Source organism: Cytobacillus sp. FSL W7-1323 (assembly GCF_038595015.1).
GTDB lineage: Bacteria > Bacillota > Bacilli > Bacillales > Cytobacillaceae > Cytobacillus > Cytobacillus kochii.
Genome location: NZ_CP151998.1, coordinates 4,476,740 through 4,497,322 on the forward strand (window position 1 = coordinate 4,476,740; position 20,583 = coordinate 4,497,322).

21 protein-coding genes are annotated in these 20,583 nt (G+C 38.8%); 7 read left to right on the forward strand and 14 right to left on the reverse strand.

The annotated features are described in order from the left end of the window. Positions 1-188: 188 nt before the first annotated feature. Together MKX67_RS22670 and MKX67_RS22675 are read right to left on the reverse strand one after the other, a co-directional pair. On the reverse strand, positions 189-461 hold the full coding sequence (locus MKX67_RS22670) for a GNAT family N-acetyltransferase (RefSeq protein ID WP_095371413.1): 273 nt from the start codon (positions 459-461) through the stop codon (positions 189-191). Between the two features lie 251 nt (positions 462-712). Then, positions 713-1,159, reverse strand: a complete 447-nt coding sequence (locus tag MKX67_RS22675; RefSeq protein ID WP_095371412.1) for a cupin domain-containing protein — start codon at positions 1,157-1,159, stop codon at positions 713-715. Between the two features lie 224 nt (positions 1,160-1,383). Between MKX67_RS22675 and MKX67_RS22680 the strand changes: the two genes are divergently transcribed. The 3 genes from MKX67_RS22680 to MKX67_RS22690 are packed head-to-tail and all read left to right on the forward strand — an operon-like array spanning position 1,384 to position 5,015. Continuing rightward, a complete protein-coding gene (locus MKX67_RS22680) occupies positions 1,384-2,109 on the forward strand; it encodes a GntR family transcriptional regulator (protein WP_095371411.1) in 726 nt (241 codons plus the stop codon). Beyond that, entirely contained in the window at positions 2,106-3,653 is a 1,548-nt protein-coding gene (gene gntK / locus MKX67_RS22685) for a gluconokinase (protein WP_095371410.1), read from the forward strand. Before MKX67_RS22680 ends, gntK begins: the two co-directional genes overlap by 4 nt. Positions 3,654-3,668: 15 nt before the next feature. Beyond that, the gene (locus tag MKX67_RS22690; RefSeq protein WP_095371409.1) at positions 3,669-5,015 is read left to right on the forward strand and encodes a GntP family permease; all 1,347 of its coding nucleotides are present in this window, start codon (positions 3,669-3,671) and stop codon (positions 5,013-5,015) included. A gap of 196 nt (positions 5,016-5,211) precedes the next feature. Here MKX67_RS22690 and MKX67_RS22695 read toward each other — a convergent pair whose 3' ends face one another. The 9 genes from MKX67_RS22695 to MKX67_RS22735 all read right to left on the reverse strand — a co-directional run bounded on the left by MKX67_RS22695 (position 5,212) and on the right by MKX67_RS22735 (position 14,470). After that, a complete protein-coding gene (locus MKX67_RS22695) occupies positions 5,212-5,427 on the reverse strand; it encodes a hypothetical protein (protein ID WP_095371408.1) in 216 nt (71 codons plus the stop codon). A gap of 433 nt (positions 5,428-5,860) precedes the next feature. After that, entirely contained in the window at positions 5,861-6,697 is an 837-nt protein-coding gene (locus MKX67_RS22700; RefSeq protein WP_322909881.1) for a MetQ/NlpA family ABC transporter substrate-binding protein, read from the reverse strand. Between the two features lie 22 nt (positions 6,698-6,719). Beyond that, the gene (locus MKX67_RS22705) at positions 6,720-7,382 is read right to left on the reverse strand and encodes a methionine ABC transporter permease (RefSeq protein ID WP_322909883.1); all 663 of its coding nucleotides are present in this window, start codon (positions 7,380-7,382) and stop codon (positions 6,720-6,722) included. Next, positions 7,375-8,121, reverse strand: a complete 747-nt coding sequence (locus MKX67_RS22710) for an ATP-binding cassette domain-containing protein (protein ID WP_095371405.1) — start codon at positions 8,119-8,121, stop codon at positions 7,375-7,377. The genes MKX67_RS22705 and MKX67_RS22710 overlap by 8 nt, the downstream gene beginning before the upstream one ends. A 179-nt stretch (positions 8,122-8,300) precedes the next feature. Then, positions 8,301-9,050 carry an SDR family oxidoreductase gene (locus MKX67_RS22715; RefSeq protein WP_251162420.1) on the reverse strand — a complete coding sequence of 250 codons (750 nt, stop codon included), beginning with the start codon at positions 9,048-9,050 and terminating at the stop codon, positions 8,301-8,303. Positions 9,051-9,525: 475 nt separating this feature from the next. Continuing rightward, positions 9,526-11,025, reverse strand: coding sequence for a malate:quinone oxidoreductase (locus MKX67_RS22720; RefSeq protein ID WP_095371403.1), 1,500 nt, complete (start codon positions 11,023-11,025; stop codon positions 9,526-9,528). 474 nt (positions 11,026-11,499) lie between these two features. After that, positions 11,500-11,862, reverse strand: coding sequence for a YxeA family protein (locus tag MKX67_RS22725; protein WP_095371402.1), 363 nt, complete (start codon positions 11,860-11,862; stop codon positions 11,500-11,502). Beyond that, positions 11,863-13,716: an FtsX-like permease family protein gene (locus tag MKX67_RS22730; RefSeq protein ID WP_322909884.1), complete on the reverse strand. Its 1,854-nt coding sequence runs from the start codon at positions 13,714-13,716 to the stop codon at positions 11,863-11,865. It abuts the gene before it with no gap. Then, positions 13,703-14,470, reverse strand: coding sequence for an ABC transporter ATP-binding protein (locus MKX67_RS22735; RefSeq protein ID WP_342488784.1), 768 nt, complete (start codon positions 14,468-14,470; stop codon positions 13,703-13,705). Before MKX67_RS22735 ends, MKX67_RS22730 begins: the two co-directional genes overlap by 14 nt. Positions 14,471-14,620: 150 nt before the next feature. On the opposite strand from MKX67_RS22735, the gene MKX67_RS22740 reads away from it, so the two are divergent. The 4 genes from MKX67_RS22740 to MKX67_RS22755 all read left to right on the forward strand — a co-directional run bounded on the left by MKX67_RS22740 (position 14,621) and on the right by MKX67_RS22755 (position 17,717). Next, positions 14,621-15,334, forward strand: coding sequence for a response regulator transcription factor (locus MKX67_RS22740; protein WP_342488785.1), 714 nt, complete (start codon positions 14,621-14,623; stop codon positions 15,332-15,334). 10 nt (positions 15,335-15,344) lie between these two features. After that, the gene (locus MKX67_RS22745) at positions 15,345-16,727 is read left to right on the forward strand and encodes a HAMP domain-containing sensor histidine kinase (RefSeq protein WP_342488786.1); all 1,383 of its coding nucleotides are present in this window, start codon (positions 15,345-15,347) and stop codon (positions 16,725-16,727) included. Positions 16,728-16,914: 187 nt separating this feature from the next. Further along, positions 16,915-17,325: a VOC family protein gene (locus tag MKX67_RS22750; protein WP_307316299.1), complete on the forward strand. Its 411-nt coding sequence runs from the start codon at positions 16,915-16,917 to the stop codon at positions 17,323-17,325. A gap of 14 nt (positions 17,326-17,339) precedes the next feature. Beyond that, entirely contained in the window at positions 17,340-17,717 is a 378-nt protein-coding gene (locus tag MKX67_RS22755) for a VOC family protein (RefSeq protein ID WP_328198320.1), read from the forward strand. 338 nt (positions 17,718-18,055) lie between these two features. On the opposite strand, the gene MKX67_RS22760 is transcribed toward MKX67_RS22755, so the two are convergent. The 3 genes from MKX67_RS22760 to MKX67_RS22770 form a co-directional block, all read right to left on the reverse strand. Next, entirely contained in the window at positions 18,056-18,244 is a 189-nt protein-coding gene (locus tag MKX67_RS22760; protein WP_340977022.1) for a hypothetical protein, read from the reverse strand. 264 nt (positions 18,245-18,508) lie between these two features. Further along, positions 18,509-19,954, reverse strand: coding sequence for a YdiU family protein (locus MKX67_RS22765; protein WP_342488787.1), 1,446 nt, complete (start codon positions 19,952-19,954; stop codon positions 18,509-18,511). 94 nt (positions 19,955-20,048) lie between these two features. Then, complete coding sequence (locus MKX67_RS22770; protein ID WP_307319541.1) at positions 20,049-20,528, reverse strand: GNAT family protein; 480 nt, start codon at positions 20,526-20,528, stop codon at positions 20,049-20,051. Between the last annotated feature and the right edge of the window lie 55 nt (positions 20,529-20,583).

Consider the following 20,583-nt stretch of genomic DNA (forward strand, 5'->3'; position numbering starts at 1 on the left):
GAGATTTACCCCATAGGAGTCCTTTAAAGAACCTAGATGGGTTGTATTTATTCAAACACATCTTAAAAAATTTAAGTGGTAGACCATCCTATCATATCTAACGATAGTGTTTTAAATTTGAACATTACATGGGAGGAATCACTTGATTGAAGCGAATAAAAAAAGTAGGGGTCGCCTACTTTTTTGGTTTAAGCTTGCACTTCCCGATATTCTGCTTTCTTCTTAAATAGGGCAGCGACAAAGGGACAAGCTGGGACAATTTTTTTATTTTGACTTTTCACCTCTTGCACAACCGAATCCACTAGTTGTTCAGCAAGTCCAGTCCCTCTTGCTTCTTCCTCTACATATGTATGATCAATAACAATGGTGTGATCGTTTCTTTCCGAAAAAGTAACTTCTCCTTGTTCCTTCCCACTATCATCGATACCATAATGTCGATTGCTTGCTTTTTTAATTTCCACGCCTCACACCTCCTTCTTTTGAATGATGGTCTTCATGATGCTTTTCTCAAAAACACGAACCGTACACGTTATAAGAGCAGCGTACCTTTTTAATTATAGTATGTGCTAATGTTTACTGGGATATGTACTATTTTCGCTTTGGTTTATCCATCTGAATGACGGGCAACTCCTACTTGCTCGGCCTTCATCTTTGCTTTTTATGGAGGAATCCTATACGGTCCCACCTTGTTTACCCTGGTAGAACTATGGCTCTATTTTTTTGGAAACGATAAGTTACCATGATGATAATAGTAGGGTTCACTTTCAATTGCCATTACGGTATGTTGACGAAGTGCTTTTGACGTGAGTATTCTAGGCTCATTTAACTCTTGTACCTGCGATGCAAAAATGGTTTGAGGCAGAGGACAATCAAAAGCATTTAACCATTGACTATCTTTTTTAGCTTGTATAAGGTGCCAACATCCTTTGGGGATATTAACTACTTGGTTGGGGGAAATAGTGAACAACTTGATTTGATGTACATCTGGTAACACAAATGATACTTCTATTCTCCCCTGTACACAATATAAGAGTGAAGAAGCATTCAGGTGACATTGAATGGGTGTCACTTCACCCTTCTCTAAGGAGACAATCAATAAGGTAATATTCTCATCATTACAAAACACCCTTCCCACTCCTTCAACATCAAATTGCTTCATTATATGTAACCTAAATGGAATAGTGACGAATGATTTATCTTAAATAGTGAATAATAATTAAATCTTTATTTGAGCTAAGAATACCTTTCTAAGAGGATTCGTCCTCCACCCTTCCCCCCATTTCCTCCATACTGAAAAAAACAATTCTTATTAACTCCTTGAATAATCGAAAATTCGAGATATAATACTTGTATACAAGTATACTAAAATGAGAAGGTGTTATGATGAACGAACCAATAGAATTTCTCTACCCTTCCAAATGGCTTACGAAAGCTTCGACAGGTGAGCGCGTTGTAAGTGAATTAAGGATGCAAATTCTCTCAGGACGTATTGAAAGCGGTACCATTCTTTCTGAAAATAAATTAGCTGCTGACTTTTCAGTAAGTCGATCACCAATAAGAGAAGCATTAAAAATTCTTTCTGCTGAAAATATTATTCGCCAAGAACGAATGGGTGCAGTCGTCATTGGCTTATCCGAGAAAGAAATAGAAGAAATATATGATGTGCGTATTCTTATTGAAACGTTTATCTATCAACGACTTGTACGTTCAGATATTACAGACCTTGTAAAAGAACTCAATAAGATTTTAGAAATGATGAAAGTCTCTATTAAATATAATGATGCGGATGAATTCTCACTTCAGGATTTACAATTTCATGAGACAATTATTCGAGCCGCTGATCACTCATATATATTAATGATCTGGAATAATTTAAAACCAGTCATGGAAGGATTGATTCTATTATCCATGCGTAAGCGTTTTAAAGAAAACCAGCACGATTTCGAACGCATATTCACAAACCACGCACTCTATATTGAAGCGATTGAGAAAAAAGATAAAACATTAATGATTCAATCTCTCCATCAAAATTTTGATGATGTGCAAGGAAGAGTTGAAGATATGTGGAAATCCCAAGAAATTCTTGCAGAAGGGGGCGGAACAAAATGACAACCTATATGTTAGGTGTAGATATTGGAACAACCAGCACAAAGGCTGTTCTTTTTACAAAAGACGGGAAAGTCATTCAAAAAGAAAACATCGGCTACCCATTGCATACACCAGATATGTCTACAGCTGAGCAGGACCCTGAAGAAATCTATCAAGCGGTCAAGCAGGCGATAACGAACATTATGAAAAAAAATAGAGAAATGATGCCAGCATTTATTTCCTTTAGTAGTGCCATGCATAGCCTAATTGCTATCGATGAGAATGATCAACCATTGACTCCATGTATTACATGGGCCGATAACCGCAGTGAATCATGGGCACATAAAATTAAAGATGAATGGGGTGGCCATGAGATTTATAAACGTACAGGGACCCCTATTCATCCAATGTCCCCATTGAGTAAAATAACATGGATCACAAATGAACGCCCAGAAATAGCCCAAAGAGCGAAAAAATACATTGGCATAAAAGAGTATATTTTCAAGAAGTTCTTTAACCAATATGTTGTTGATTATTCTATCGCATCAGCAATGGGAATGATGAATCTTACTGAATTAACATGGGACAAAGAAGCATTAAAGATAGCGGGCATTCGCGAGGACCAGCTATCCACCCTTGTTCCCACAACTCAGATATTCACGCACTGTGACAGTGAGCTTGCCTTACAAATGGGACTTGACCCTCATACCCCTTTTGTTATCGGCGCAAGTGATGGTGTCCTCTCTAATCTTGGTGTCAATGCAATTGGCAAAGGGGAAATCGCCGTCACCATCGGAACTAGTGGAGCCATTCGTACGATTATTGACCGTCCGCAAACAGATGAAAAAGGCCGGATTTTCTGTTATGCACTAACGGAAGATCATTGGGTCATTGGTGGCCCTGTTAATAATGGTGGGATTGTCCTCCGTTGGATTCGTGACGAATTTGCCTCATCCGAGGTAGAGACTGCCAAACGTTTAGGACTCGATCCATATGAAGTGTTAACAAAAATTGCTGAACGTGTGAGACCGGGTGCAAATGGACTTATTTTCCATCCTTTCCTTGCGGGTGAAAGAGCACCTGTATGGAATCCAGATGTTCGAGGCTCATTCTTTGGTTTAACCCTTTCACATAAAAAAGAACATATGATTCGCGCCGCATTAGAAGGTGTCATTTTCAACTTATACACTGTTTTCCTCGCACTTATGGAGTGTATGGACGAACCTGTTACGCGTATTCAAGCGACAGGCGGATTTGCCCGCTCTGCTGTTTGGCGCCAAATGATGGCGGATATTTTTGATTCTGAAGTGGTCGTACCTGAAAGCTATGAAAGTTCCTGCTTAGGGGCATGTATCCTTGGGTTATACGCTACAGGAGAGATTGAAAATTTTGCAGTAGCTTCTGACATGATCGGTAGCACACATAAACATACACCAGATGAAGATGCAGCAAATGCGTATCGTCAACTAATGCCTAGCTTTATCAACCTGACAAGAGTATTAACAGAGGAATATACAAAAATCGCTAACTACCAAAGAGGCTTGATTGGAAAAGATAGCGAATAAAAAGGAGAGAAAACTATGCCATTATTTATTGTTGCTTTAGGTATCATTGCCCTATTGCTCCTTATTATGGGGCTCAAACTCAACACATTTGTCTCACTTATTATCGTTTCATTTGGTGTTGCCCTAGCTCTTGGCATGCCTGCATCAGAAATTGTTGGCACGATTGAAAGCGGTCTTGGTGGAACACTTGGACATATCGCCCTAATCTTTGGTCTAGGTGCTATGCTTGGTAAATTAATCGCTGATGCTGGCGGTGCACAAAGAATTGCAATGACCCTTGTCAATAAGTTTGGTGAGAAAAATATCCAATGGGCAGTTGTCGTATCATCCTTTATTATCGGGATTGCCCTATTCTTTGAAGTAGGTCTTGTATTACTTATTCCCATCGTATTTGCGATTTCAAGAGAATTAAAAGTATCGATTCTTTATCTCGGTATCCCAATGGCAGCAGCATTATCTGTTACACATGGTTTCTTACCGCCTCACCCTGGTCCAACCGTCATTGCTGGTGAGTACGGTGCAAATATCGGTGAAGTTCTATTATATGGGATGATTATTGCTATCCCAACAGTGATTATTGCTGGTCCAGTTTTCACTAAAATTGCGAAGAAAATCGTACCAAACTCATTCACAAAGAGCGGAAATATTGCTTCTTTAGGTGAGCAAAAACAATTTAAACTTGAAGACACACCAGGGTTTGGTATCAGTGTATTTACAGCGATGTTACCAGTTATCCTTATGTCGATTGCAACAATCGTTACTTTACTTCAAGAAACGATGGGCTTTAGCGATAGCATAATCGTTATCGTGATTAAGTTCATTGGTGATGCTTCAATCGCGATTTTGATCTCTCTACTTGTGGCCATTTACACAATGGGCATTGGCCGCAATATTCCAATTAAACAAGTAATGGACTCTTGCACAACAGCCATCACACAAATTGGAATGATGCTACTGATCATCGGTGGCGGTGGTGCTTTCAAGCAAGTATTGATTGACGGTGGGGTTGGTGATTATGTTGCCCAATTATTCGAAGGCACGACCCTTTCACCTATCTTATTAGCCTGGACCATCGCAGCCATCTTGAGAATTTCCTTAGGTTCTGCGACAGTTGCAGCATTAACAACAGCTGGACTTGTTATCCCTTTACTCGGTCAAACAGACGTTAACCTAGCTCTCGTTGTACTCGCAACAGGTGCAGGTAGCTTAATCGCATCCCACGTCAATGATGCAGGTTTCTGGATGTTTAAAGAGTATTTTGGTTTATCAATGAAAGAAACGTTTGCTACATGGACATTATTAGAAACAATCATTGCCATTTCAGGCCTAGTATTTACTTTATTATTAAGCTTGATTGTTTAAGTGACAAAAAGCAAAAGCCGAGAGAGTTACGATCCACTCACTCGGCTTTTTGCTTTGTTATTAGCTAATTCGGAGAGAACCGTTATCGTATCAAAAAGCCGATCTGAAATTATAAAAGCTTGAATGGGATGGAAAATATCGTTAGAGGTTTAAGAAAATTAAAGGCACGCACAATGAGTCATACATAAACATCGGTCTAAACGTTCTTGCTGTAAGCTACTGTGACTTTGCGTGTACAACTTTGGTTTTTTATTCGATTTTTTGCGCGTATTCCCTGTTTGTGCGCACTTCTTTCCTTTTCTCCACTCACTTTTGCGCGTATTTCCTGTTTACGCGCACTTTCTTCCTTTTCTCCACTCACTTTTGCGCGTATTTCCTGTTTACGCGCACTTTCTTCCTTTTCTTCACTCACTTTTGCGCGTATTCCCTATTTGCGCGCACTTCTTTCCCTTTCTTCACTCGCTTTTGCGCGTATTCCCTATTTGCGCGCACTTCTTTCCTTTTCTTCACTCACTTTTGCGCGTATTCCCTATTTGCGCGCACTTCTTTCCTTTTCTCCCTCGACTTTTGCGCGATCATCCCGCTTCATTTCCCACCAACCAATTCATTAAGAAGGTTCTGATTCAATACATCAGACTCACATAGACAGACACATTCATAAAATGCAACAAGAGGCTGGGACAAAAGGTTTTCCGCAAATGAAAAAACGAACTAATATTTGAAACTCTATTTTAGAGCTTCAGATTAGTTCGTTTTTTATTATTTTTCACGTATTTAGTTTAGTTAAGAATTAGAAGTGAATAATTTAGTTTTGTTCCAGCTTCTAGATCATAGACATTTCTATGTTATTCAAATGCCGGAATCGCCGTTTCATCATAATTTTCTTCTAAGAATTTTTTCACTTCAGGGCTTGTCATTGCTTCTGCAAGTTTTTGAATCGCTTCTGAATCTTTGTTATCTTCGCGAGCGACAAGTGTAATGGCAAAGTCATTATCAATACCTTCTGTTAGTAGTGCATCACTTTTTGGTGTTAAGCCCAGTGGTGCAGCATAAGCAGGAGTCATTACGACTGCATCAGCATCATCATACATTCTCGCTAGCATTAATAAATCTACCTCTTCGAACTGATAATTCTTTGGATTAGATGTGATGTCTGATTTCGTATAATATGGACCTGTTTTTTCTTTTAATTCAATCACATCATGTTGCGCTAGTAATGCTAATGAACGGTCAATATTGGATACATCATTGGCAATGGCAATCGTTGCTCCTTCAGGTAAATCAGCTATATCTTCAAAGTTCTTTGAATAAACACCATAATTAGCAAAATAAATCTCTTGTATTGCCACTAAATTCGCATCATTACTACGATTGTACTCCTCCATATAAGGAACATGTTGAAAAAAGTTTGCATCTACTTCTTTTGCCGCTAATGCTGTATTGGGTTGCACATTATCACTTAGCACAACCATCTCTAGATGAATGCCCTCTTCTTTCAGTTGTGGCGCTACTAACTCAAGAATCTCTGTCATCGGTGGAATAAGCGAAGCGACTTTTAGTGTTACCTCTTCTTTACTGTCACCACCATTTATTTGTTTATCGTCTGTTTGATCTTCTGTTTCTTGACCACAAGCAGCAAGCATCAAAATACTTAGTATCATTAAAGCAAATAGTCTTTTCATATTTTCCTCCTTCAGTATGTAATCATCTCTTATCAATCACTCTCGCAACTGTTGTCCCAATAAACTGGATGCACTGTACCAGAATGACCATAATAATGATCATATATATCATTAAATCCGTCATAAATTGTTGATATCCATAGCGAATGGCGAAATCACCAATTCCTCCACCACCTACTACCCCCATAATAGTGGAATAGGATATAAAACTAATAATTGAAGTCGTTAAGCCAAGGACTAGCCCTGAACGTGCTTCGACAAACAAAAATTTGAAGACAACTTCGACAACCGATGCCCCCATTGCCTTTGCTGCCTCTATTACGCCTCTAGGGACATCTAATAAAGACTGCTCTACAAGGCGAGAATAATGTGCGATAGCGATAATAGAAAGCGGTACAGTTGCTGCCGCTGTGCCTATCGCTGTCCCAATAATGAACCTTGTAAAAGGAATCAAGAAGACGACTAATAATAAAAATGGAAAAGAACGAATCGTATTAACCAATAAATTTAAAATCGAAAAAACAGCTCGGCTTTCGAGTAAATTCCCTTTTCGACAAAGAAAAAGTAGTGTTCCAACAGGGAGTCCCACGATGACAGCGGCAAAAATAGACATCCCCACCATCGCAAAAGTCTCGCCAATCGCTTGCCATATTTCCGCCTCATACCTTTGCAATACTTCAGGCATCCCCGCTCACCTCACCTGTTAATTTTTCAATAAAATATTCAGGGGTGTGGTCCACATCAGGGATGCCTTTTGGTTCTAGCTCGATTGTCTTATAGACAGAACCATCTGCCATGACCGATACGCGGTGACAAATGCTTTGTATAACCTCCATCTCATGGCTAACAATGACAATCGTGACCCCTAATGTACGATTAATCTCCTCTAGCACAGCGAGAATTTCTGCTGTTGTATGAGGATCAAGCGAAGAAGTTGGTTCATCGCATAATAACACCTTAGGCTCGTTCGCAAGGGCCCTAGCAATCGCCACTCTTTGTTTTTGACCGCCACTTAAACTTTGTGGGTACTGCTTTTCCAAATGAGCAAGACCGACGAACCTCAAGCATTCCATCACTCTTTCTCTTCGTCGATGCTTCGGATAGTTTGCTAGCTGAAGACAAACCTCGACATTATCATAAATGGTTAAATTCGCCACAAGATTAAAATGCTGAAAAATCATCCCCATTGATTTTCTCGCTTCTCTTAACTGTTTTGGTTTCATCGTCATCAAGTTTTTTCCATCAACAACGACTTCACCGCAATCGGGTACTTCAAGCAAGTTCATTAACCGTAGTAATGTCGATTTCCCCGCTCCACTTGCACCAATGATGCCGTAGATCTCGCCTTCATTTACTTCGATATCAACCGCTTTAATCGCTTCATAATCAGCGAAGCGTTTACTTATATCATGCATTTGAATCAAATGAAATAAACCCCCTTTCCATTTATGAAAGGTAATCAATAACGGATATATTATAGCTCAATCCCTCTATAATGTCATTTTGACGGGCATTTACAAACATTCTGTCTACTTATAATGATGGAATCTGAATTAGAGACAAAAAAATCCCCCGCCATTTATTTTGGTAGGAGATTTTTGAATTAATGTAATTTTATTGATCCACCATCAACAAGAATAGTTTGTCCAGTAATGTAGTTTGAATCTTCACTTGCTAAGAATACAGCTACTTTTCCGATATCATTTTCAGGATCACCTAAACGGCGTAATGGAATCTTATTTACCATCGCATCATATGCTTCTGGCGCATGTTGCTTCCATTGTTCAACACCTGGTGTTAAAGCAATTGGAGAAATCAAGTTAATATTAATATGATCAGGTCCCCATTCATTTGCTGTTACACGTGTGATGGCACGTATCGCTTCTTTCGCAGCAGCATAAGCTGTTTGTGTCACTTGTCCATCAATTCCCGCTCCTGAAGCAAAATTAATGACTTTTCCTTTATTTTTCTTTAACTCAGGATACGCCGCTTGCATAAAGCGAACCGTTGGATAAAAACCAGTGTTAAAAGAAAGGTCAAAATGTTCTTGAGTTGTTTCATTAAAGAGCACCTGCTTAGATACATGTGCATTATTTACGAGAATATCAAGTTTACCAAACTTCCTAACAACTTCTTCAACAATTTGCGTAATGTTTTCTTGTACTGTGATATCTTTGATAAACAGCATACCTTCTGTGTGAACACGAATCTCTGCTAATGTCTCTTTCCCTTTTTCTTCATTCACATCAACAATGGCAACATGCGCGCCTTCTTTTGCCATCGCAAGCGCCATTCCTCTTCCGATTCCAGAAGCACTCCCAGTAATAATCGCAACCTTACCATTCAATTTCATGAGAAAGACCCCTTTATTAAAATAATATATTTAGACGTCTAAATACTTTACGAATAAATCATATCAGATTATATTAGGATTTGACAATAGATAATACTTACACACTAAGGGAAATATAGGGTTTAGAACAGCAACATTACGGACGGATTTCATAAATGATTTATTAATAACCGGAGAGGGAAAAGGGTTTGTATAGAAAAACGCCAGGGGACTAAAGGGCTATTTTCACAAAAGTTACATTTATTCTGTCAGATTATGCGGGTAGTTCGCCTATGCACAATCATAAATACGCTACTCTGAACTCGTATCTAATCACAATCATTTTCCAAAATTCCTCTGATTTTCAACTATTTATCATTCGGCTGTTCGGACAGGCTTACAATATTCCCCACCAATCAATAACCATTCATAAACACAAAAAAACCTGAACATTCCACACTTCAGCTGTGATGTTCAGGTTTCTCTCTCATATATATTAATTATGAATCGCTTTATTTTGATCTAAACCGAGCGCTCGGTCAGTCGTTTGATTTACTTTTTGGAGTAACTCCGGATTTTCTGATAAAGAAAGACCGTAAGATGGTACCATCTCTTTAATTTTTGGCTCCCACTCTTTTATGTTTTCTGGGAAGCAGCGCTCAATGATATCCAGCATTACTGGAACAGCTGTTGATGCCCCTGGTGATGCGCCTAATAAAGCAGCTATTGAACCGTCGCCTGCCGTTACCACTTCAGTACCAAATTGGAGCGTCCCTTTTCCGCCTTCTTCTGTATCTTTAATCACTTGCACACGTTGTCCAGCAATGACTAATTCCCAGTCTTCACTTTTTGCATTTGGAACGAATTCACGTAATTGCTCCATACGCTTTTCTTTTGACTGTAGCACTTGCTCAATTAGATATTTTGTTAAGCCCATTTCCTTCACACCAGCTGATAACATGGTTAACACATTGCTTGGCTTAACAGAAGTGATTAAATCAAACATGGATCCATTTTTTAAAAACTTTGGTGAGAAGCCGGCGAATGGACCGAATAATAATGATTTTTTGTTATTAATGTATCTTGTATCCAAATGCGGCACAGACATTGGTGGTGCACCCACAGGCGCTTTACCATAAACTTTCGCATGATGCTGTTCCACGATCTCTTGGTTTGTACAAGACATAAATATTCCACTTACAGGGAACCCGCCAATGCCTTTCCCTTCAGGAATACCTGACTTTTGTAGTAAGTGTAAGCTACCGCCTCCACAACCGATAAAGACAAAGTCTGCTTTATGGTTTTCCAGGTTTCCACCTGCATGGTCACGTACTTTCACTTCCCAGCCGCCATCTCTTGTGCGTTTTAAATCATCTACACTATGCTGATAGTGCATTTCCACACCTTGAGACTCTAGTTGTTGGAATAATAAACGTGTAAGAGCACCGAAGTTTACATCTGTCCCTGAATCGATTTTTGTTGCGGCAATCGCATCAGTAGTTGCACGGTTTTCCATAATTAATGGAATCCATTTTTTTAATGTTTCATGATCTGTCGCATACTCCATACTAGCAAATAGTGGATTGCTAGACATTGCTTCATGACGTCTTTTCAAAAACTCTACATTTTTTTGTCCTTGCACTAAACTCATATGTGGCAAAGGCATAATGAACTCTTGTGGTCTTCTAATTAATTGACTATCAACTAGATAAGCCCAAAATTGTTTAGAAACTTGGAACTGCTCGTTAATATTGATGGCTTTCTTAATATCAACAGAACCATCTGGATTTTCTTTCGTATAGTTAAGCTCACATAATGCAGCATGACCTGTACCTGCATTGTTCCACTCATTTGAACTTTCTTCCCCTGTTTTATCCAATTTCTCAAACACTTTGATTTTCCAGTCTGGAACTAATTCTTTTAAGAGCGAACCTAAAGTCGCGCTCATAATCCCAGCACCAATTAAAATCACTTCTTTGGTTTCCCCGTTGCTCATTTTTTACCATCCTTATACCGTGAAATTTGCAGAGAAAATAAGACAATAGTCTAACCTACACCAAAAACGCTTCTCTACCCTTCCAGTTGTTGGTCGATGTAGGCAAACGTTTACATTGTGCAGGCACCTTCTCTTTAAAATGCGCTAAATTAAATATCATCAATCTTTGCAAAATATATATTTCTCAATACTAATTATACTATAAAATTGGCAATTATCCATCATAGAAGAAATTCTTCTCCCTCTATAATAGTATAAATCCTATTTATATTATATAAAATTTTTTGATATTTGACTGAAAAAAATAATGGAAAACAGATAAAAGTTGGAAAGTTCCGCGCATTTTTTCTTAGTGGGTATTCTTTTATTTGCTTTTAACGGATATTTTGCTGTTTTATTCAACTTTACCATTCTAATTATTTATTATTCCAAAATACTTAAAAGCCCCCGAATAAAAATTTCAGGGACCTATCTTTACGATTTTATTTTTTCTATTACTTCTGAAGGAATATCACTTTCTTTTACTTCATCGTAAGACGTGACTTCATTACTATCATCAAGGTAAAGCATTAAGTAGGCATCCTCACGCAAAGCTCTAGAAGCAGAGAATTCTACTGCGATTGCTTTGCCTTCTTTATTATAAGCTGGCAGCTCATACCAATACCTTTTCATCACTTCTCCTGATTCTAATGTTTCTTCTTCTACTCTCGGCTCTTCATTTAATTGAACATACGCATTCTCTTTGCCTAAACGATTAAAATCTATATTTATTAATAGAATAACTGCCACAATAAAAACGATGACAATTCCTCCAATAACCCCAGTTGTCTTCTTCATTTATCTCTCCCCTAACATTGAAAATATCGTCTTTTGAAAGCTTCTTATCGTTAAGAAATAATAGATGAAATAGATCATTGTATATGCTAGCATCCATATTACTACTGGTATAAGCAGATTCATCATTAGCAAATTAGAAAATGCAACTAAGGCGATCGCTCCATGCATTAATCCAAGTAGTAACGGCGCAGTAAAGATCATTCCCACCTGATGTCTAATCGTTCGTTTCATTTCTTTTTGTGACACACCAATTTTGTATAACACTTGATATTTCCCTTTATCTTCTTCTGCTTCAGTCATCATCTTAAAGAAAATGATGCTACCCGTAGCGACTAAGAATACGAGTCCAAGAAAGCTTCCAACAAATAGCATAGAGCCTGAAGCTTCAATGGAATCTTTATATTGTTGTGTTGCACTTGAAAATTGTTCTGTAGAAGCAGCTAAATCATCTGATAGTGCTTGCTGCTTTTTATAATCTTCCACTTGAACCGCTTGGTAGGTCACCTGCGGGCTGTCTATTTGTTCAAACAAAGCATCTGTTACAACTAATAATTTACCTCCCATTGTGAAGGTATTAACAACGGATCGATCCTCGTAAGCGATCACATTTAATGTCTGCTTATTAAGCTTAACCTCATCTACTTTCGTCGACCAACGCTCATCATAATACGTATCCAGGATGAATGCCTCTTCCTGATTAATGGTAGGGAGGTCCTCCCACCCTTGTCGTGTAGCCAATTGCTTGAAGGTTGAATAATCCATTACTTGGTAGTCAATTTCCATGCCACCTTCAGCTATACGGACAGTTTTACTTTTGATTTCCTCTTCATACACAACAATGTCTTGTGTAATTTTCTGTGGCTCGCCCTCCCACATAAATGTAATAGGCGTATAGGTCTCTATTTCTTTATCCGCATTATAATAAAGCCCAAATACCGCACCACCAGCAGTAATTGTTGTCGCACTTAAAGTTGCAATCACTGTTAGTGTTCGTGCATTTCCACGAATGCGGTGCAATAGCTGTGACGTTGTCCATAGATTTAAGCCTTTCCAAGCCCAGTTCTTTTGATTTTTTAATTTCGATAAAATATAAACAAGTACACTATTAAAAATAAGATACGTTCCTAACACCGTTAATCCAATAATAACTAATGGCATAGCTACACTAAGTAAGCGCCATACTTCTGAAGTCATCAAATCTTGCAACGCCAACCAATAAGCACCTGCTAATGATGCCACACCTAATAAAGCCGAAATAAGACGTGCTTTCGGCAATTCCTCGCCTTTCTTTTCTGCGTGAAATAAATCAATTAACTTAAAACGATAAATTACACGATACCCTTGTAATGACGTAAATAAAAACAGAATCATAAAGACGATGACTGTATTAACAACTGCACTTGGTGAAAATGCTAGACTGCTCATTACTTCAAGTCCCATTAATTTTAATAAAACCATTAAGAGAAGTTGTGATAGTAAGAAGCCCAAGCCAACACCAATAATTAAGGCAATTACGCCAATAACGATATTCTCGAAAAAAAGCATAAAACCGATGGAGCGTTTACGTACCCCAAGTAAGGAATAAAGCGCTACTTCCAGCTTCCTTTTTTTCATAAAAAAAGAGTTCGAATAAAGGATAAATACAGCAACAAAAATAATCAGGACAAATGCAGATGCACTCATAATACTACTGACTTGCTTTGAGACTGCTGCCAAGGCAGTGATGTCTTCACTATATTTCAACGTGACAAAAGTAAAATAAATGATAATAGAGAAAATCATCGAGCCGATGTACAGCCCATAACTCTTCACATTTCGACGAATATTTTTGATCGCTAAATCAAATAGCGTCATTATCGTCACCGCCTAGTTGTGCCAATTCCGCTAAGATCATTTGGAAAAACTCTTTTCTCGTATGTGAACCACGATAGATTTCCTTTGATAATTGGCCATCTTTAATAAAAAGAATTCTTCGGCAAAAACTAGCAGCATAAGCATCATGCGTAACCATCATAATCGTTGTTTCATGCTTTTCATTTAATTGGCTCATGCTTTCTAGTAAGTCTGTTGCTGACTTTGAATCCAAAGCACCAGTCGGTTCATCAGCAAAAATCAATTTAGGATTCGAAATCAATGCACGACAAGCTGCCGTTCTTTGTTTCTGACCTCCAGATATTTGATAAGGATATTTATCCAATAAAGAAGCAATCCCGAATGTATGCGCTAATGTCTCTACTTTTTCAGCCATTTCCTTTGCTGATTTTTTAGCAATCGCCAGTGGCAAGACAATATTTTCGCGAACAGTTAATGAATCGAGTAGATTGTAGTCTTGAAAAATAAAACCTAAATGATCGCGGCGAAAATCCGCTAACTTCTCTTCTTTCATTTTGGCAATATTGTCTTCTTCAATATAAATATCACCATTTGTCGGAGAGTCAATTGTTGCCAATACATTTAGTAAGGTAGACTTCCCAGCCCCTGATGGCCCCATAACGCCTACAAAATCCCCATGGCTAATGTCAAATGATATATTCTGAAGCGCATGAAATGTGTTTGCACCTTTTCCGTATATTTTTTCTACCTTTTTTACAACTAATAATGATTCCATATATTAAGCACCTCTTTCTTATGTCTCTACTTTACCTCCCCATCCTTACACTAAATTCACTTCTACCTTACAAAATCCTTAAATTGTATATAATAATCGTTAAACACTGTTAAGATAAGGCTAATAGAGAGATGAAAGGAAGGAATTAATGTGGAACAGCCTCGTATTCTAATCGTTGATGATGAACAAGATTTATGTCAGCTCATGCAAACTTCTCTAAAAAAAGAAGGATTTCAATCCATACAAACAGCAGGTACAGTTAAGAGTGGTTGGGAACAATTCCAGGCTTTCTCCCCACATTTAGCGATTCTCGATGTGATGCTTCCTGACGGTGAGGGCTACGATTTATGTAAAAAAATCCGTGAAGTCTCGAGAATTCCAATTTTATTCCTATCCGCCAAAACAGATGAAATCGATAAGATATTAGGATTGGCAATTGGCGGAGATGACTATATTACAAAACCATTCAGCCCAAAAGAAGTTGCTTATCGTGTGAAAGCGCAACTTCGACGTGCGGGCAGCTATTCACAACAGATATCTGAACAAGCAAAGATAGAAACAACGATGATGACTGCCGGTCCTTTTGCCTTAAATAAAGAACAAACAGAAGTGTACAAGCAAGATCAACGCATAGAACTAACTGCTAAGGAAGTTGGGTTAATGGCTTGTTTTATCCGAAATCCAAATCGAATACTTAGTAAGGAAACATTGTTTCAAACCGTGTGGGGTGAAGACTTCTACGGAGCAGATAATACATTAATGGTTCATATTCGCAGATTACGTGAGAAAGTAGAAGATAACCCATCCAAACCGACCTTCATTACGACGGTTAAAGGGCTCGGTTATCGACTGAATATAAAATAGGTGAGGACAAATGAAATGGAAATTAACTGGTAGGTATTTATTCTCAATTTTAAGCATCGTTTTCATCGTCATCATTGTTAATACAATGGTTTTAATTGGTTTGCTTATTTATCAGCAACAACAAGGCATTGATCAAGTAGAAAGTGGTTCAGCCGAACGATTCACCCGTTCTTTTTCTAACTATTTAACAATAGAAGATAAACAACCAACTCTTTCAGCTGAAGGAGTAGAGGCGCTAGAATCATTCGGTGCGTGGCTGCAAATTTTAAATCAAAATGGAGAGGTGATTTCCTCTAAATTTGCACCTGATGGAGTTGCAAATCATTATAGCCCTGTAGAACTTGTACATAAATATAAGTATATGGACGATCATTTTAATACGTATTTCCTCGGAGAATTCGAAGAATATAGTTACATCATTGGTGTCCCCCAAAGTAAAGAGGAGCGCGTTACTTTTATGATGGATACCACTTCAGTCATTACGTATGTCTTCAAAGCAATCATTGCCATAACGATTGTTGATTTGATTATCGCAGCTATTGTTGGGCTACTCTTTAGCACAATACTGACCAAGCCTGTTCATTATATGATTGAACGCATTTCTCAACTTAAAGCACGAAATTTCACTGTTCAAAAGACGAAACGAGCAGGTATTTATAAACCTGTGTTTGCCAATCTGAATGAGGTTTCCACTACCCTTCAAGCGCATGAGGAAGAACGTAAAAAACTCGAAAATATGCGTAACGAATGGATAAGTAATGTTTCCCATGATTTAAAAACACCGCTTGCCTCCATTCGCGGCTATGCCGAGTTATTAAATGAGGAGCAAGTTTCCCACGCGGAGAGACAGGAGTACGCAGAAGTCATTGAGCGGCAATCTCTTTATATGAAAGAACTACTAGATGACTTTAACCTAACACTGCGATTACGCAACCAAGAATTACCTTTGCACATACAAGAAATAAAGGCAGAACGATTTACGCGGGAAATGGTTATAGACATCCTGAATGATCCTCGTTATGACGGCTATCATATCAATTTTGAAAGTGATGATCCGGCACTCATTTGGTCCATCGACCAGCATTTAATGAAACGAGCTCTATTGAATTTTATTCACAATGCCCTTCTGCATAATGCATCAGACGTTGAGGTAGATATTCGTCTAGAAGCTGGAAAACTAATCATTGAGGATAATGGAAACGGCATCGCTCCCGACGACCTAGAGCAAATTTTTGACCGATACTACCGTGGCACTAATACAAAAGCACAAGGTACTGGGCTTGGAATGGCGATTGCGAGAGATATCATTACAGCCCACGGTGGCACCGTTTATCTGACTAGTGAACAGCATCAAGGTACAAAGATTGTTATTGCATTAAAAAAGCAAATGTAACGAGTTAATACACCCCTCCTAGAATTATAAAAAGGGGTGTATCTCTGTTATGAAGAATGATAAGAAGGAATGAAGTATGTTCTTTTTACAGAATATTCTAAATTAAAATTGACTACCTCATAGCATGTCTCTATAATTAACGTGAAATCAGTCTTACCATTAACTATGAAAGAGAAGGTGACAAGAAATGTCCTTTCAACCTAAGATGACATTTATTAATTTACCTGTGAAAGACCTAAAGAAGTCAATGGACTTTTTTAAACAAATTGGGTTTACTTTCAACGACGATTTCACGAACGATGACGCCGCATGTATGGTCATCAATGAACATACTTTTTCCATGCTGATGACAGAGGGACAGTTTAAAAACTTTACCGCCAAAAACATCATTGATTCCAATGACCAAATTGAGGTCATTACATCCTTTGCTGCTGAAAGTAGAAACCAAGTCAATGAAATCATTAAAAAAGCGCTAGATGCTGGTGGTAGATTGGCATCTGAAGCAAAAGACTTTGGATTTATGTATCAAATGGGCTTTCAAGATCTTGATGGACATACGTGGGAAGTCATATATATGGATAGTCAAGCGACAAGATAAAGGAGGCAATTATTTTGACCCTATCACTAGGACAAATCATGTTATACGTCAACGACCAACAAACAAGCTTGCAATTTTGGATAGAAAAAATCGGCTTCAAACTGATCGCGGAAAATGACGAAGGGGATTTTAAATGGTATGAGGTTGCTTCGTCCGAACAAACAGAAACAACCATTGTCCTTCAAGATAAACAAACCGTGGCAAAGATGAGCCCTGAATTAAACCTTGGGACACCATCTCTAATGTTTTATACAACTGACATTGAAAAGCTCTACCAAACATACAAGAATAAAGAAGTCACAGTAGGCGAGCTCGTTGAAATGCCTTTTGGTAAAGTATTCAACTTTGCCGATAACGAAGGGAATTATTTTGCGGTGATGGAGAAGAACTAGGTTAGCAAACACACGGGCTGTAGGTTCGTGTGTTTTTTTGTGGTAGGTGGTTGACTGCAATTGCCTATGGCTGTTACTTCTGTTTCACTGCTGATTCAAGCAATTTTTGCTACTGACGCGGGTTTTTGACTCGTTTTTTGCTTAATCCTATCTGTTTTTTCTACTGACTCCGATTTTTGACTCGTTTCTTGCTTAATCCTATCTGTTTTTTCTACTGACTCCGTTTTTTGACGCGTTTCTTGCTTAATCCTATCAGGTTTTCCTACTGTCTCCGTTTTTTGACGCGTTTCTTGCTTAATCCAATCAGGTTTTCCTACTGTCTCCGTTTTTTGACGCGTTTACTGCTTAATCCTATCAGGTTTTCCTACTGTCTCCGTTTTTTGACGCGTTTCCTGCTTAATCCTATCAGGTTTTCCTACTGCTTCCGTTTTTTGACGCGTTTCCTGCCTAATCCTATCAGGTTTTTCTACTGACTCCGTTTTTTGATGCGTTTCTTGCTTAATCCAATCAATTTTTTCTACTGACACCGTTTTTTGACGCGTTTCCTGCCTAATCCTATCAGGTTTTTCTTCTGCTACGGGTTTTTGACGCGTTTCCTGCTTAAGCCATTCAATTTTTCCTACTGACTTCGTTTTTTGACGCGTTTCCTGCTTAATCCAACCAGTTTTCCCTACTTCTACAGGTTTTTGACCCGTTCGGTTTCTCGCCGTATCCGATCAATTTTGCAATCGCCACAAAAATCCCCATAAACATGCGTAAAAAAAAAAGCAAGGGTCACGCCCCCGCTTCTTTTACGTCCCGCAATATGTTTGATAATTATCATCCTGTACCGGCACCTCTTTATACTTCTCCTGCTCTGCCGTATGCGCATATGGATGAGCGAGCACCGCTAATAGCTCCTCAAATAAATGATAATCCCCTTTGTTCACCGCTGCAGTTAATGCTTTTTCAACATAATAATTTCGTGGAATAACAGCTGGGTTATGATTTTTCATTAACTGTTCCACTTCCGCTTCTGAAGCTTCCTGTCTCTTTAACCGCTCTTGCCAACGAACTATCCACTCTTTGAACGCTGGCTGATCTAATGTTCGATCGGTCAGGGCGATGAATGTGTTCGTATAATCCGTGCCTTGCTCCTTCATGATTTCGAGTAAATCATGAATAAGAGCCTTATCTGATTCTTCTGCTGTAAACAGACCGAGTTTGGCCCTCATTTCTCCGGTCCACTTATGAATATAGATACGATTGTATTCGCCGATTTTCTCTTGCGCAATTTTCACCGCTTCCTCGGTTTCATCATGTAATAAGGGAATCAGTGACTCTGCGAAGCGCGCCAAGTTCCAACCAGCCATATATGGTTGGTTCCCATATGCATAACGACCTTGAACATCAATGGAGCTGAATACCGTTGCTGGGTCATACGTATCCATAAAGGCACATGGTCCATAATCAATCGTTTCCCCAGAGATCGTCATATTATCCGTGTTCATGACACCGTGAATAAAACCGACCGCTTGCCATTTAGCAATCAACCCTGCCTGAACTTCGATCACTTTGCGCAACAAGGCCACGTATGGATGGTCTTCTTTTAAAAGCTCAGGATAATGACGCTCAATGGTATAATCAGCTAACGCCTGCAATTCTTCCGGTTTCGTGAAGGTAGCTGCAAATTGAAAAGTGCCTACACGAATGTGACTCGCCGCCACTCGTGTCAAAATGGCCCCTGGTAATAAAGTTTCGCGTGCAATATCATCACCCGTTTCGACTACAGCTAAGCTCCTCGTTGTTGGAATGCCCAAACCATGCATCGCTTCACTGATGAGATACTCCCTCAACATCGGTCCAAGCGCCGCACGCCCATCCCCACCTCGAGAATACGGTGTTCTGCCGGCACCTTTCAACTGAATATCAACGCGATCACCGTTTACCGCCAACTGTTCCCCTAAAAGTATGGCGCGCCCATCACCTAGCCGATTAAAATGACCAAACTGATGTCCTGCATAGCTTTGTGCAATCGGCTCACTGCCCTCTGGCAATTGGTTTCCGGCTAACACCTTAATGCCCTCTTCACTCTGTAACCACTCTTTATTAATCCCTAAACTTTCAGCTACTTCTTTATTCCATTGCACCATCTCTGGACCACTTGCTCGCTGTGGTTTTGTTTCTGTAAAAAGACCGGGAGACAGCTTCTTATAACTATTTTGCAAATTCCAGCCTGACACATGTCTTTCTGGCATTCTTATCGCCTCTCCTTTTGTATCATATTTGTTTTATTATATCTCTTCTTTTATGAAAATAAAAAACAGCTAACCTCTTTTATTTCCTGTAACTTTAACTACTCAGAATATAAAGATCTTCGTTATCCCTTTTTGCAAATGAAAATTTCTTTAACAAATGGATAGACGAAGCGTTCTCAGGATGAACACTCGCATAAATAGTAGAAATATTTAATTTTTTATTTGCAAATGCTAGAAGTAAGGTGATTGCGTCTGTCGCATAACCTTTTCCCCAATATTGCCTGTCTAATCCATACATGAGGTAGTATCTTTTATTGACATCGTCAAAAGTAAAACCTGCATAGCCCATATAATCATTGTTTTCCTTAGAATAAATAGAAAACTCCCAATTTCCGTTTTCACCAAAGGTCTGACATTGCTCAGCATATAATAACTCTCTTTCCGCATAACTTATTTGAGGAATGCCTCCCGTATACTTTCGTGCATCCTTATCATTAAGCATATTCCAAACATAAGGAAATTCTTTCAATTGGGGACTTGCTAAATAAATATGACTACCTATGAGTTTCATCATTCACATCTCCTCTTCCTCAGTCAAATTTACCATACGAGGAACTTGAGTATATCGA

Excerpts from the sequence above, each read along its gene's own strand:
- MKX67_RS22675 (WP_095371412.1), bottom strand. The coding sequence starts at position 1,159 with ATGAAGCAATTTGATGTTGAAGGAGTGGGAAGGGTGTTTTGTAATGAT.
- MKX67_RS22680 (WP_095371411.1), top strand. The coding sequence starts at position 1,384 with ATGAACGAACCAATAGAATTTCTCTACCCTTCCAAATGGCTTACGAAA.
- gntK (WP_095371410.1), top strand. The coding sequence starts at position 2,106 with ATGACAACCTATATGTTAGGTGTAGATATTGGAACAACCAGCACAAAG.
- MKX67_RS22690 (WP_095371409.1), top strand. The coding sequence starts at position 3,669 with ATGCCATTATTTATTGTTGCTTTAGGTATCATTGCCCTATTGCTCCTT.
- MKX67_RS22700 (WP_322909881.1), bottom strand. The coding sequence starts at position 6,697 with ATGAAAAGACTATTTGCTTTAATGATACTAAGTATTTTGATGCTTGCT.
- MKX67_RS22705 (WP_322909883.1), bottom strand. The coding sequence starts at position 7,382 with ATGCCTGAAGTATTGCAAAGGTATGAGGCGGAAATATGGCAAGCGATT.
- MKX67_RS22715 (WP_251162420.1), bottom strand. The coding sequence starts at position 9,050 with ATGAAATTGAATGGTAAGGTTGCGATTATTACTGGGAGTGCTTCTGGA.
- MKX67_RS22720 (WP_095371403.1), bottom strand. The coding sequence starts at position 11,025 with ATGAGCAACGGGGAAACCAAAGAAGTGATTTTAATTGGTGCTGGGATT.
- MKX67_RS22725 (WP_095371402.1), bottom strand. The coding sequence starts at position 11,862 with ATGAAGAAGACAACTGGGGTTATTGGAGGAATTGTCATCGTTTTTATT.
- MKX67_RS22730 (WP_322909884.1), bottom strand. The coding sequence starts at position 13,716 with ATGACGCTATTTGATTTAGCGATCAAAAATATTCGTCGAAATGTGAAG.
- MKX67_RS22735 (WP_342488784.1), bottom strand. The coding sequence starts at position 14,470 with ATGGAATCATTATTAGTTGTAAAAAAGGTAGAAAAAATATACGGAAAA.
- MKX67_RS22745 (WP_342488786.1), top strand. The coding sequence starts at position 15,345 with ATGAAATGGAAATTAACTGGTAGGTATTTATTCTCAATTTTAAGCATC.
- MKX67_RS22750 (WP_307316299.1), top strand. The coding sequence starts at position 16,915 with ATGTCCTTTCAACCTAAGATGACATTTATTAATTTACCTGTGAAAGAC.
- MKX67_RS22765 (WP_342488787.1), bottom strand. The coding sequence starts at position 19,954 with ATGCCAGAAAGACATGTGTCAGGCTGGAATTTGCAAAATAGTTATAAG.
- MKX67_RS22770 (WP_307319541.1), bottom strand. The coding sequence starts at position 20,528 with ATGATGAAACTCATAGGTAGTCATATTTATTTAGCAAGTCCCCAATTG.